This window comes from Photorhabdus laumondii subsp. laumondii, assembly GCF_003343245.1.
GTDB lineage: Bacteria > Pseudomonadota > Gammaproteobacteria > Enterobacterales > Enterobacteriaceae > Photorhabdus > Photorhabdus laumondii.
This window is the reverse complement of the sequence record NZ_CP024901.1, coordinates 3830342-3843591: the sequence shown is the minus strand read 5'-3', so window position 1 is coordinate 3843591 and position 13250 is coordinate 3830342. Positions and strand designations below refer to the sequence as shown.

The following is a 13250-nucleotide window of genomic DNA, read 5'->3' as shown; positions in this document are numbered from 1 at the left end:
TTAACTGCTTTCATTAACAAAATAGCTGTCAGAATGAATATCACTACAGATATTCCGATTAAGATGTTTGGCTATATGGGTGAGAAGCCTGATTTCACTTTTCTCAGTGAAGAGGCAATATTGCTATGGGGTTTTCTTGATGTTATTGGCTATCTTATTATTCGTGTGGCATGAATGAGAATTATTCTTCTTTATCGTGATGGAGTGAATAAGATTTAAAAAGGAGTGATGAGACTGAAACAGCGATAATCTATTAGATAAAATTAAAATAGGCATTATTATCATAGGGATGTGATTAAAATTGCGTATTCAGGCCGCCTTCATTTTATGGAAAATAATGTTAGTTTACTTTTGTCAATAAATGTCATGTTATTGTCATGAAGTTTAAATTATTCTGTTCGACATGCTGTTATATCGGCGGAGATAAAAGGGTGCGCATTAAAAATCGTTTTTTTGAAAAAAGAGTTGATCTTTATAGGCACCCATTAAGAAGATGGGAGAATTTATAAATCGCTTGCCTTGTTCATCCCTTGATATATTGCGAAAACATGAATGGCCTGTGTAAATATTTACGGCTCAGTTAACTTCCGACCGGGAAATAGTGGCGTGGGTTATTTCCCGGTATGACAATAATGATATGGCCTGATATTGAGTTCTTATTGTTGACTAATGGCCGCAGAAAATTTAGGAGAAAATATGACGAACCTAACACCGATGATCATCTTTGATCACAGCCGTTACAGACTAAAAGTGTGGCGTAATAAAGCACCGCTGGATGTGCTGGCCTTTACCGGACAGGAAGCCTTAAGCCAGCCGTTTCGCTATGCCATTGAATTCACCAGTGCGGAGAAAGGGATTGAACCGGCACAGATGCTGATGCAGCAAGCCTCATTTACCCTGACCTCGCCTGCGATCAATCCGGGGATACGGTGGATGCCGATTGTGCCGCCGGAGCCGCTGCGTTCGGTTTACGGGGTGATCAGCGGCTTTAAACTGCTCTCCACTTCGCGGGACGAAAGCCGTTACGAAGTGACGCTGGAGCCCCGGCTGGCGCTGCTGGCGAGAAGCCATCAATACGCTATTTACCAAAAACTGTCCGTGCCGGAGATTGTGGAGAAAATCCTGCGGGAGCGACATGGTTTTCGCGGGCAGGACTTCCTGTTCAGTCTGGCGTACAGCTACCCGAGGCGGGAACAGGTGATGCAGTATGGCGAAGATGACCTGCGCTTTATCCAACGCCTGCTGGCGGAAGTGGGTATCTGGTACAAAGTGACGGCGGATGACCGGTTAAAGATCGATGTGGTGGAGTTTTACGACGACCAGCGTGACTACCAGTTCAATGTCTACCTGCCTGCCCGCAATCCGTCAGGTATGCACGGCGAGGAGGACGCGGTGGTGTGGGGCATGGAGACCGCGTATCAGGTGGTGGAGGGAAAAATTGCGACTCGGAATTATGACTACCACGATGCCCGGCCGTATCCCGGCTTGAACACCGAGGCGGATGTGACACGGGGCGATCGAACGACTTATGGCGAAGCGTACCATTACCGTGACGACTACCGAATACCCGGTGATCGTTACGCCTATCAACCGGAGGCGGAAAGTGGGGTGTTTTATGCCCGTTTGCATCACGAACGTTACCTGAATCAACGCATTCGCCTGCGGGGAATGACCACTTCCGCTACGCTGGTGCCGGGGCAGGAATTGAAAGTGAAAGGTGACGCCCCGGAAACGTTTCGCAAAGGGGCGATCATCACCCACATCACCAACAGTGCCCGCCGGGACAGCAGTTTTGAGATGACATTCACTGCCATTCCCTATTCCGAGACCGTGTGCTTTCGCCCGGAGCGGGTGCCGAAACCGGTGATGGCCGGCACGATACCCGCGCGGGTGAGCAGTACCAAAGTGAATGATACCTACGGCGATATCGACAAAGACGGCTTATATCGGGTGGCGTTTAATTTTGACCGGGAGAAATGGCCGCAAGGCGGCGAAAGCTTGTGGGTGCGTCTGGCGCGCCCGTATGCGGGAGAGAACTATGGCTTTCACTGGCCGTTGCTGGAAGGCACTGAAGTGGCGATCGCCTTTGAAGGGGGCGACCCGGACCGGCCCTATATTGCCCATGCTCTGCACGACTCAGTGCACCCGGATCACGTCAATCTCTACAACTACAAACGCAACGTTCTGCGCACCCCGGCGAATAACAAACTGCGGATGGATGACGAGCGCGGTCGGGAACATATCAAACTGAGTACCGAATACGGCGGTAAAAGCCAGTTGAACCTCGGTCATCTCGTTGATAGCCAGCGCCCACACCCGGATAAACGGGGTGAAGGCTTTGAGCTGCGAACCGACGACTGGGGCGCGATCCGGGCCGGTAAGGGGTTGTTTATCAGTGCGGATAAACAGGCCCGGGCGGGCGGTGAAGTGCTGGAGATGGCCCCGGCAATCAGTCTGGTAAAAGGTGCGGTGAATCAGGTGCTGGAGTGGGGAACAGTGACCAAAACTCACCTGAATCATCAGCCGGATACTGAAAGCCTGAAAACCTACTTACAGCATGTGGATCAACTGAAAATGGCGGCCATGCTGCTCAGTGCGCCGGAAGGGGTGGGGATTGTCAGCCCGCAGACTGTGATGGTGCAAAGTGGTCAGGCGCTCTATGCCCAAAGTGCGGGGGATGTGCATATTGCCAGTGCAAACCGGATTGGGATGAATTCGATACAGGCTATCTCCCTGTTAGCACAAAACGAAGGGATGCGTCTGGTGTCAGGGAAAGGGCCGCTCGCCATTGAATCACATGGCGATAGTTTAGGTCTCACCTCATTAAACGATGTCACCGTCAATTCAACACAGGGTCACGTCCAGATTACGGCGAAAAATGGCCTGACATTGGCGTGTGGAGGCGCGTACATCCGTCTTTCTCCGGCAGGAGAAATTGAAATTCACGGGCCGGGCCTGTTAAGCCTGAAAGGGCAGCACAAAATGGCGTCACCGGCGAAACAGGACTTTCCTTTGCCTGACCTGCCTGAATCGGTGTGTAAAACGTGTTTGGAAAAAGCGCAGGAATTGTCGCAGGGGTTTGTTTTGAGGAGTTAACCAATGAATGACCATCAAATAGCTGACTGGATTGCATCACTTGCATCGTCTGTAACGGAAACCGGCATAAGTTGTATCGATATGATTGTGGATCAATCAGGGGGTAAGTTCCCCCTAATTCCGGCATTAAAAAGTTTTTCATCTGAGATGGATTGGTGCTCGCTATTTCAGGGATTGCCGGAGGAGATTGTGACAGATAAAGCCCCGATCTTAATTCGGATTGATCTAACACAACCTGTTCAACGGCAATGGATGAATGAAATCATGATGCGCTTAGGCGGCAAGCCTATGTTGCTGATTTTATGTTCTTCATGGTCGTTTGATCGCTTGTCCCAATATTTGATTCAGTGCGTGGATGCAGCCTACGCCGAGAAAGGCGGGATCTTACGTTTTTATGATCCGCGTATTTTTCCTGTGTTGTTTTCCCATGTATTGGACAAGGAACAGCAACAACAATTTTTCAGGCCCGCGCTGTTCTGGAGTTGGCTTGATCGTGATGGGGCTCCACATGTTATCTGGCGTGAAGGCCATGCAGGGCCGGTTGATGAAACCTTTCAGAAAATTGATCTCACAGATGAGCAGCTAGAACATCTCTTGTGCGTTTCTGATGCTCACATACTGATGTTGAAACTGAGTAGTCAGGTTGAATATTCAGAATTTTCCCGCGAACAACTGTTCAACAATTGTTATGCCTTGATGATAGAGACATCTGGTGAAGACATTTTACTGGATGACGACAGAGAGTCGTTCGTACTTAAACACCTTAAAGCCAGATTATCGTCATAGAGGTAGAAGATGAAAAAACAACAATTGAGGCTGGCGGTTTTATTCCTGCTGCTGGTCGCCTGTAGCCAATTTCCGGCACAGGCAGGCATCATTATCGCCATTAATCGTACTAAATGGGCGATTAACCGGTTCACTGTGGATGATCAACCGGGTATCGACAGTATCGGCCCGTATCAGGGCGGTGGTGGCGGTTGCTGCTATCGGGCTCCAGATAAGTGGCGACCGGGGATGACGGTTAAGGTGGATTGGGAGACCGGTGTCGCTTTTTCCGACGACTTTCCCGGTTATGAAAATGATGAGAAGTATTTGGCGTGGAGGGACAAGATTAACGCCCAGAAACGCCAGCATAGCCAAGTAGTGCCGGTTCCTTATTATCAGAATGGTGGTGATACCTGCGGTATTACGGTGCACTTCCTACCCTGTGATCAAATTAAAGTTACGACCTCGTGTTATGCCTACGGTAGCCCGAACTACCCGATTAAAGAACCCTTGGAAATGAAGGAACCAAAAGTATGTCCGAAGTAAAGCATGCAAGCACCTCAAGTCCAGATTGTCACTAATGTGAAGGTATAGAAGATGAAAAAACAACAATTGAGGCTGGCGGTTTTATGCCTGCTACTGGTCGCCTGTAGCCAGTTTTCGGCACAGGCGGGAATCATTGAAGCGATTAATCATACCAAATGGGCAATTAATCGGTTCAGTGTGGATGGTGAACCGGGTATCGATATTATCGGGCCATATCAGGGCGGTGGTGGTGGTTGCTGCTACCGGGCCCCGGAGAAGTGGCGACCGGGGATGACGGTTAAGGTGGATTGGGAGACAGGTGAAGCATCCACAAAAGGCTTTCCGGGTTTTGCTGATGAAGAGAAGTATTTATCTTGGCGTAATAAGTTGCGGGCTAATGATCGTCAGCATAGCAAGGTAGTGCCTGTACCCGATTATACCGGGCAGCGTACCTGCGGTATTACAGTGCACTTCTTACCCTGTGATCAGGTCAAAATTACCACTTCCTGTAACACCTACGGTAGCCCGAACTACCCAATTAAAGAACCCTTGGAAATGAAGGAACCAAAAGTATGTCCGAAGTAATGCATACCGGCATTTCAAGTCCAGATTGTCACTAATGTGAAGGAATAGAAGATGAAAAAACAACAATTGAGGCTGGCAGTTTTATCTCTGCTGCTGGTCGCCTGTAGCCAATTTCCGGCACAGGCAGGCATCATTATCGCCATTAACCATACTAAGTGGGCGATTAACCGGTTCACTGTGGATGATCAACCGGGTATCGATATTATCGGCCCGTATCAGGGCGGTGGTGGCGGTTGCTGCTATCGGGCTCCAGATAAGTGGCGGCCGGGGATGACGGTTAAGGTGGATTGGGAGACTGGTGTTGGGGACATGGGGGGGTTTCCCGGTTTTGCAGATAGAAAAAAATATTTGGCGTGGAGGGACAAGATTAATGCCCAAAAGCGCCAGCATAGCCAGGTAGTACCGTTGCCCGATTATACCGGGCAGCGCACCTGCGGTATTACAGTGCATTTCTTACCTTGTGATCAGGTCAAAGTTACCACCTCGTGTAACACCTACGGTAGTCCGAACTACCCAATCAAAGAACCGTTGGAAATGAAGGAACCAAAAATATGTCCGAAATAAAGCATCATGATCTTGTCTGGTTGCCAGCCCCTTTTCCGTCTCAGGGGCGGTTACCTGCCAAAAATTATTTGGTGGTGGAAAACTGTCAGCAACAGAGCAGTCAGGAAAAAGCTTACTATCAGGAACTTTGTCTGGCCGCCAATCGTCGGGTAATCCGTCCCTGTTGTAACACGTTGCATGTCAGCCTGTTTTTTGATGGCACCGGCAATAATTTATATAACGACCTTTATCAGGCTGTTCCTAACCATCCGACCAATGTTGTCCGTCTTTTCCAGGCAACCATTGGGGCGGGTTATGCCGGAGGGGCATCAGGTAAGCCGTTACTGGATAATATTGAGAGCACCGGAAGAAAGTACTTTAAGTATTATATTCCCGGGGTGGGAACCCCTTTCCCGGAAATTAATGAGCTGGATTACAGCAAATTGGGGCTGGCGGTTGCTAGCGGGGGAGAAGACCGGATCAATTGGGCATTACTGCGGTTGATTGATGTATTAAAGCGCGTATTGGTAAACGACACAATTGATGATGTTGCTTGTCAAAAATCCCTGAAAGCGATGGCAACCACATGGAATATGCTGGAGTTGGGAGGCAGCAATAACCGCTATGAGGAGTTTTATAAGCAGTTTGCGAGCTTAAAACGTGAACTGAGGATAGCCCGCAGTCAGCCGGGACGAGGTAAGTGTAAGTTGTTGGGCATGAAATTGTATGTGTATGGTTTTTCCCGTGGGGCTGCGGAAGCGCGGACTTTTGTTAACTGGTTGACTGAACTGTTTCCGCCGTCGAGAGAAGCAGGCCAGAAACCGGCTCAGTGTCTGCAACATAAACACGAGACAGACCCGGATAGCAAGTTACCCATCAGCGTAGAATTTCTCGGATTGTTTGACACAGTGGCATCGGTCGGGGTGCCCCATATGATCCCCGTTGTTGAAGGTCATATGGCCTGGGCAGACGGCACGCAGGAATTGCCATCGGAGGCGACTTACGGTGGTCTGGTGAAACGTTGTGTGCACTTGGTCTCGACCCATGAACAGCGGTTGTGTTTTCCGATGGATTCCATTCGCCGTTCCGATGGCACTTACCCGACAGGCAGCACCGAGGTGATTTATCCCGGTGTGCACTCTGATTTGGGGGGCGGTTATCCACCGGGAGAACAGGGTAAGGCAATAGGAAAACGTGACAATCTATTACTCTCACAGATCTCATTACATGAAATGTATTCGGCAGCGTTTGAGATTGGAGCTCCATTGAAAGTTCCTAAAGATATTTTGCCACAAGAGTTATCTCAATATAGCTGGCGTTCTATGCCACCAGATGTCGGTGATGAATTTGATATTGACACACAATTAGTCAACCGCTTCAACGCCTGGCGTCAGGTCACTCTGGGGTTGGAGATGCCCCAACAACCTCTGTCGGATGAAGAAGCGGCCCGCTTTGAACCGGTGCGGGCCTCTGTGGCATTGGAACAGGCGATGAAAAACCAGATGGACTGGCTGACAGCCTGGCGTATCAATCGTTACGCCAACGGCACGCTGCTTGGTGAGCCATTTTTTCATGAGGCTCCTAATCGTGATGCGAAAAAGGCGCATTATGAACAGAGTGAACAGGCACAAAAAGCGGCACAACAGCAGGTCGAGGCTAAACGGAAAGTGCAGTGGAATGAATTTTTTCGCGATGGAGGAAAAACGCAGCCGTTGTTAATGCAGGGAGTGCCGGATTTTGACCCGGAAACCGCTCAAAACCAGTTGCGAGAAGCGGCCGCGGAATTTCGCAATGACTACTACGGTGACCGGCGGGAACAACACAGTAAGTGGCAATTTCTTTTCGATACTGTGCCACGTCAGGCAATTTACATGTTGGATGATCATGATGACCTCCTGGAGTATCTGCAAATGAAAGCAGGGGGAGAGGCATTGGTCAAACAGCTTTTTCGGCCTGTTCCGGCGGCAAAACCCGGTCAACAGGAACCACCCGAGTCATTGCTGGTCGCCTTGTATGACAATCAGGTTCACGATTCCCGTGCCTGGTTTATGTACTCGACACTCGGTTCACGTGAACCGTGGGGAGGCTATTTCCGCTACCGAGTCATTTACTTCGGTACAATTTGCAGCAGACCGCTGTCACTTCTGTCAGTGGCTGGCACTGTGGCGGGGTTCATGTCGCCGGCCGCAGAGAGTGTACTGCTTTTGTTTAAACAGAATAAAGTCGCAAACACGATGGGGGATGCCATCGACAAAGTGTCCAAGGGCACCGCTGCTGAGTGGGAAGTGACCGCGCAGTATTTAACTTCCGGCAAGCTGATCACCCTGTTAGCAGGACCGGAGTATAGAAAAGCGTTCACCCATAATGTGGGCGAGATGACCAGCCAGCAGAGAAAGTTTATCGAAGAGCAGCGGTTGCAAACGGCCAAAGATAATCTCAAAGCGCATTGGGCGGGAAAAACGCAGGAACCGACCCCGTTCAAGGAGCCTGAGAAATGAAAAACGTAATCCGTCAGGGTGATAGCCTGCGCGAATATGGCGGTACGGTATTGTCGGGCCACTATCTTTGTTTCGGACAACCCATTGCTTGCAAGGGTGATCCTGTTCAGTGTCACCGTCATGGCATGACTACCATTGCTCAAGGGAGTGCGGCCTGCCTGATAGACGGCCAGCCGGTGGCGTTGCATGGTCATCGTTGTGAATGTGGTTGTACGTTAGTCAGCTCTTTTCCCGATTATCAGGTGACGTCATGAAAGCGATCCCTCTTTTTCCGCCTTATTGTCAGGCTTCGCCTCCCCGTTTTAAACGTTGGTTGGGAGTCGGCACCGGATTGGTTTTGTTGATCAGTAACATCGTCGCGCTGATAAGACCTGAAATCGGTGACACTTTCTCCTTATATGCCCTGATCCCTGGATTGGCGGCGTTATGGCTGTTATGTCTGTTATTTCGCGTGCTGTTTTACCGCTTTGCTGTGCATAACGCCTGGACTTACCAGCAGCAGGTCGAGCGGGTTCAGCAACAGTGGTGGCGTAAACACCGTCAACAGATTGCGTTGGTGGATTATGTATTAGCTGGGCCGCTAGGGTGCACGCCCGATGTATGGAATAAAGTGGTTAATCAGCCTCATTGCCACGTGGAACCTATCGAGGAAGAGAGTGGTCAGTCGGTGCGTCTGCTGCGTTCTTTTGCCGCTGATATTGAACAGCGGGAAATACAACTGGCGGGCATGTCGGTGGAACAGTGGCATAAACAAAGGAAGGCGCAGTCGCCGTTGCGTTGTACGCCATTACGTTGTTATTGGTTAGGCTCTGTCGCTGCCTGGCAAGAGTTTACCGCCCAGATGGCGGAGCGGTTTCCTGATGTGGAGTTGCCTGAACAGCCACAGCCTTGGTGTGGTATCGATACGCTGGATGAAATAATTGATTTGCTCAACACGACAAAGGACCAACACGCGACTATTTTGTGTGCAGGTTGTCAGTGCGTAGACAGCGAGGCTGAGTCAGCCTTACCCGCCGGTGAAGCAGCATTTATCTGGTTATTGAAAAAACAGGGCAACGTCTGTTTAACCCGTGGTGAATTTTTTTGTTCTCAAAGTGATGAAGAGGTTGTTGACGTCGCGGCCAGAACATGGGTTCAAGCGGATATGTCTCAGCCACCGGCAACCTGCTTTCTGTTTTCTCAGCCGGATATATCCTCACTGGAGAAACTCGGCTGGAATATCACTCAACATCAACAGGATCTCAATTGGGGCAATATTGGCGGGATGGAGGCGATCGTAGTGCAAACACTGGCGGCGATCTCGGCGGAAAATACCGGCCAACCCTGTGGGTGGTTAGCCCGTGATCCTCAACATACTTTAGCGTTTGGAATAGTAAAATCTTATGGCACTGCAAGAGAATAAAATACCGCCTATTTCGGTGGTGAAGACACTTATCTTACTGATAGGCACCATTACCCTGCTGGTTTCGTTGGCTGGTCTGGGATGGTGGGTTTGGGGAGAACACCGAACCACTGATGCCGAAACTTTCAACCATCTGTTGTGGGTTTGTGGAATAGCTTGGGTGCTCACTGTGGTGGTGAGTATGCTAGGTTTTATCACGGTAACGTTGTTTGTCAAAAACAAAGTCACCGATGTGAAGTCCGATACCCGGCCACTTTTGCCAGCCAGCGAACCGTATGATTATGGTGATTTGGGCGATCGCATGCGCCTCCGTTACGGGCGGTTCTGGTGGTATAAAGTCCGCATTTTACTGGTGGTGGGCGAAGTGGAACAGGTGGAAGCCATCGCGCCGGGGCTGACCACGACGCACTGGCAGGAGGGTTATCGCACGCTGTTGCTCTGGGGCGGCAGTTTGCAAGCGGAACCGAATACCGCTCAATTGATGGCCCTGCGTCGCTTGCGCCGTTACCGCCCGCTCAATGCCATTGTCTGGGCGCTGACCGAAAACCAAAGTGCGCAGCCGGTGTGGATGGATAAAGCTTTGCGGATGTTACAAAAACAGGCCCACCAGTTGCGCTGGCAGGCCCCGGTCTACCTGTGGCAGGTGTGTCACAGTACCTGGTCTCAGGAAGGTCGTATCACTCAGACCGTCGGCTGCTTTTTTCCTGAACGCTGTACCCCGGATATCGTGGCGACACAGTTACAAACGTTGGTTGACCCGTTGCGCGAGCGCGGGATGCAGCAACTGTTGGAGAAGACGGCCCACGATTTTCTTTGTCGTCTGTCCGCGAACTTGAAACAACAGGGGATTGCGCACTGGCAACAGGTCCTGACGCCGTGGTTAGCGGAGTATGGTGATGTGGTGTCGCTGCGGGGTTTGATGTTCAGTTTGCCGCTTAAAGCGCAGACGACTCGCCTCCCGCAGATCTGGCTGCCCGACACGGCATGGCAGGGGGTGTTGGAGGGCAGTCGTTGTTTCCACGGTCGGCGGGTGGGCATGCTCCACACACAGACCGTTTGTCGTGGCCTGATAGTGCTGGGCTTGTTATGGGGGGCCGGAATGATGCTCTCCTTTTTCACCAACCGTGACCAGCTAGCTGTGGTGCAGGCGGCGGTCACTGACCTGAAAGCTCAGCCGGAGAATTCTGATGCCCAGTTGATGGCCTTAAAGGCGCTGCGTAACGAGGTGGACCGGCTGCAAGACCGGGCTGAACACGGTGTACCGTGGTATGAGCGCTTTGGTTTGAGTCAGAATCAGAAACTGTTGACGGCAGTGGTGCCCGATTATGCGCAGGTTAATAACCGCCTGATACGAGACAAAGCCGCTGCGGTGTTGCATGCGAAACTGAGTGCGCTGGTGAATTTACCGCCGGGCAGCCCTTTGCGGGCTAAGCGGGCGAAAGCCGGTCATGACCAGTTGAAAGCCTACCTGATGATGGCGCAGCCGGAAAAAGTGGATGCTGCGTTTTTAACCCGGATACTGGATGAAAATGAACCCGAGCGGGCCGGTATTGCCCCCGCTGTCTGGTTGGATACGGCGTGGGATTTGTGGAGTTTTTATGCGGAGAATCTGGCCGCGCATCCCGAATGGCGGATAACCCCGGATAAGGCGTTGATTAAACAGGTGCGTCAGTTGTTGCTGATCCAGCCAGGTAAGCACAATGCCGAAGCGGCGCTTTACCAGCAGATGCTGCAATCAGTGGAGAAAAATTATTCGGACCTGACGTTAAGGCAGATGACCGGCGACACCGATGCGGCGCGGCTGTTTACCACCTCTCACGTGATACCGGGGATGTTTACCCGTCAGGCGTGGGAAGGCGGGATACAAAAGGCGATAGCGGAGGCGGTGGCGTCACGTAAAGAGGCAATTGACTGGGTGCTGAGTGATAACCGTCAGGCAGTCTCGGCTTCGGTATCGCCCGAAGAGCTGAAAGCCCGTTTGACCGCCCGTTACTTTACCGATTTTGCCGGGGCGTGGCAGGATTTTCTCAACAGCCTGCGCTGGAACAAAACCCGTAACCTGTCGGATGTCATCGACCAGCTAACGTTGATGGCGGATGGGCGGCAGTCTCCGCTGATTGCGCTGATGAACACGCTGGCCTATCAGGGCGAAACCGGGCAACAGGGGCCGAGTTTATCGGACTCATTGGTGAAATCCGCTAAAACGTTATTGAATAAAAAAACGCCGCGAATGATTAATCAACAGACGGCTGGCTTGCACGGGCCGATGGATGAAACCTTTGGGCCGTTGTTGGCGCTGATGGGAGAAAATCAGGCAGAAGGAAGAATCAAGGCGGACAGTACCCTGAATTTACAAACCTTCCTGACGCGGGTAACCGACGTGCGTCTGAAACTGCAACAGATGAACAACAGCGACGACCCACCGGCAATGGCGAATGCGCTGGCTAAAACGGTATTTGAAGGGAAAAGCACTGATTTGACCGATACGCAGGGCTATGGGCGCTTGATAGCCGCCAGTCTGGGCGGCCAATGGCGTGGTTTTGGTCAGACGCTGTTTGTCGAGCCATTAGCGCAGGCGTGGCAGGGGGTATTGAAACCGGCGACGGCGAATCTGAATAGCCAGTGGCAGACGGCGATAGTGGACAACTGGGATCGGGCATTTGCGGGTCGTTATCCGTTTGCCGGTGGCGAAAGTGAAATCTCATTGCCGATGTTGGGGCAGTTTATCCGGTCAGATTCAGGGCGGATAGAGCAGTTCTTGACGCGTCAGTTAGGCGGGATACTGCATAAAGCGGGTAACCAGTGGGTAGTGGATGAGGTGAATGGTCAGGGCGTACAGATTAACCCGGATTTTCTAAAGGCGATAAATCAGCTCAGTCAGTTATCGGACCTGTTGTTTGCGGATGGCAGTCAGGGATTGCGGTTTGAACTGCGGGCCAGAGCGGTGCGGGATGTGGTGGAAACTGACCTGACGATAGATGGGCAGAAACTGCGTTATTTTAACCAGATGGAAAGTTGGCAAAGTTTTCGCTGGCCGGGAGAGACCTATAAACCGGGTGTGATGCTGACGTGGACCAGTGTCAATGCCGGGGCGAGATTGTTTGGTGATTATCAGGGGAACTGGGGACTCATCCGCTGGCTGGCGCAGGCGAAAGCGGAGAAGCTGGATGAAAGCCGTTACCGACTGATATTTACCGCGCCGGATGGATTACCGTTAACCTGGATTTTGCGCACAGAATTGGGCGAAGGGCCGCTGGCGTTATTAAAACTGCGCGGATTTAAATTGCCGAAAAATATCTTTGTAGTGACGCCGGGTAATCACACGACAATATCAGCGGTAAATGACGATGATTTGATAGAGGAATAGTGCATGTGATTGGCGATAAATGAGGAAATAGCGTAACCGTTAACTGCTTTCATTAACAAAATAGCGGTCAGAATAAATATCACTACAGATATTCCGATGAAGATGTTTGGCTATATGGGTGAGAAGCCTGATTTCACTTTTCTCAGTGAAGAGGCAATATTGCTATGGGGTTTTCTTGATGTTATTGGCTATCTTATTATTCGTGTGGCATGAATGAGAATTATTCTTATTTATCGTGATGGAGTGAATAAGATTTAAAAAGGAGTGATGAGATTAAATAAGATTTCAAAATAGCGCTACATCTTATACCACTCATAATTCTATGTATAACAATGGGTTGGATGGGGCTATGTGTAGCATAATTACGAAACGTTATTTAAAACAGCGATAATCTATTGGGTAACATGAAAATAGGCATTGTTATCATGGGGATGTGATTGAAATTGCGTATTCAGGCCGCCTTCATTTT

General features: G+C 50.6%; 10 protein-coding genes. All 10 read left to right on the top strand.

Annotation, left to right across the window (positions count from 1 at the left end; translation table 11 throughout):
• Nucleotides 1-33 precede the first annotated feature (33 nt).
• The 10 genes from PluTT01m_RS26955 to PluTT01m_RS16730 all read left to right on the top strand — a co-directional run bounded on the left by PluTT01m_RS26955 (nt 34) and on the right by PluTT01m_RS16730 (nt 12781).
• Complete coding sequence (locus PluTT01m_RS26955; protein ID WP_157866905.1) at nt 34-174, top strand: hypothetical protein; 141 nt, start codon at nt 34-36, stop codon at nt 172-174.
• Nucleotides 175-696: 522 nt separating this feature from the next.
• On the top strand, nt 697-3096 hold the full coding sequence (locus tag PluTT01m_RS16770) for a type VI secretion system Vgr family protein (protein ID WP_011147450.1): 2400 nt from the start codon (nt 697-699) through the stop codon (nt 3094-3096).
• 3 nt (nt 3097-3099) lie between these two features.
• The gene (locus tag PluTT01m_RS16765; protein ID WP_011147449.1) at nt 3100-3882 is read left to right on the top strand and encodes a toxin Tle1 chaperone Tla1; all 783 of its coding nucleotides are present in this window, start codon (nt 3100-3102) and stop codon (nt 3880-3882) included.
• Between the two features lie 9 nt (nt 3883-3891).
• The gene (locus PluTT01m_RS16760; RefSeq protein WP_011147448.1) at nt 3892-4407 is read left to right on the top strand and encodes a Tli1a family immunity protein; all 516 of its coding nucleotides are present in this window, start codon (nt 3892-3894) and stop codon (nt 4405-4407) included.
• Between the two features lie 51 nt (nt 4408-4458).
• Nucleotides 4459-4971 carry a Tli1a family immunity protein gene (locus PluTT01m_RS16755; protein WP_011147447.1) on the top strand — a complete coding sequence of 171 codons (513 nt, stop codon included), beginning with the start codon at nt 4459-4461 and terminating at the stop codon, nt 4969-4971.
• Nucleotides 4972-5022: 51 nt separating this feature from the next.
• On the top strand, nt 5023-5535 hold the full coding sequence (locus PluTT01m_RS16750; RefSeq protein WP_011147446.1) for a Tli1a family immunity protein: 513 nt from the start codon (nt 5023-5025) through the stop codon (nt 5533-5535).
• Nucleotides 5523-8012, top strand: a complete 2490-nt coding sequence (locus tag PluTT01m_RS16745) for a T6SS phospholipase effector Tle1-like catalytic domain-containing protein (protein ID WP_011147445.1) — start codon at nt 5523-5525, stop codon at nt 8010-8012. The genes PluTT01m_RS16750 and PluTT01m_RS16745 overlap by 13 nt, the downstream gene beginning before the upstream one ends.
• Nucleotides 8009-8266, top strand: coding sequence for a PAAR domain-containing protein (locus tag PluTT01m_RS16740; protein ID WP_011147444.1), 258 nt, complete (start codon nt 8009-8011; stop codon nt 8264-8266). Before PluTT01m_RS16745 ends, PluTT01m_RS16740 begins: the two co-directional genes overlap by 4 nt.
• On the top strand, nt 8263-9414 hold the full coding sequence (locus PluTT01m_RS16735; protein WP_011147443.1) for a hypothetical protein: 1152 nt from the start codon (nt 8263-8265) through the stop codon (nt 9412-9414). The genes PluTT01m_RS16740 and PluTT01m_RS16735 overlap by 4 nt, the downstream gene beginning before the upstream one ends.
• Complete coding sequence (locus tag PluTT01m_RS16730; RefSeq protein ID WP_165828660.1) at nt 9395-12781, top strand: ImcF-related family protein; 3387 nt, start codon at nt 9395-9397, stop codon at nt 12779-12781. The genes PluTT01m_RS16735 and PluTT01m_RS16730 overlap by 20 nt, the downstream gene beginning before the upstream one ends.
• The last annotated feature ends 469 nt before the right edge of the window (nt 12782-13250 follow it).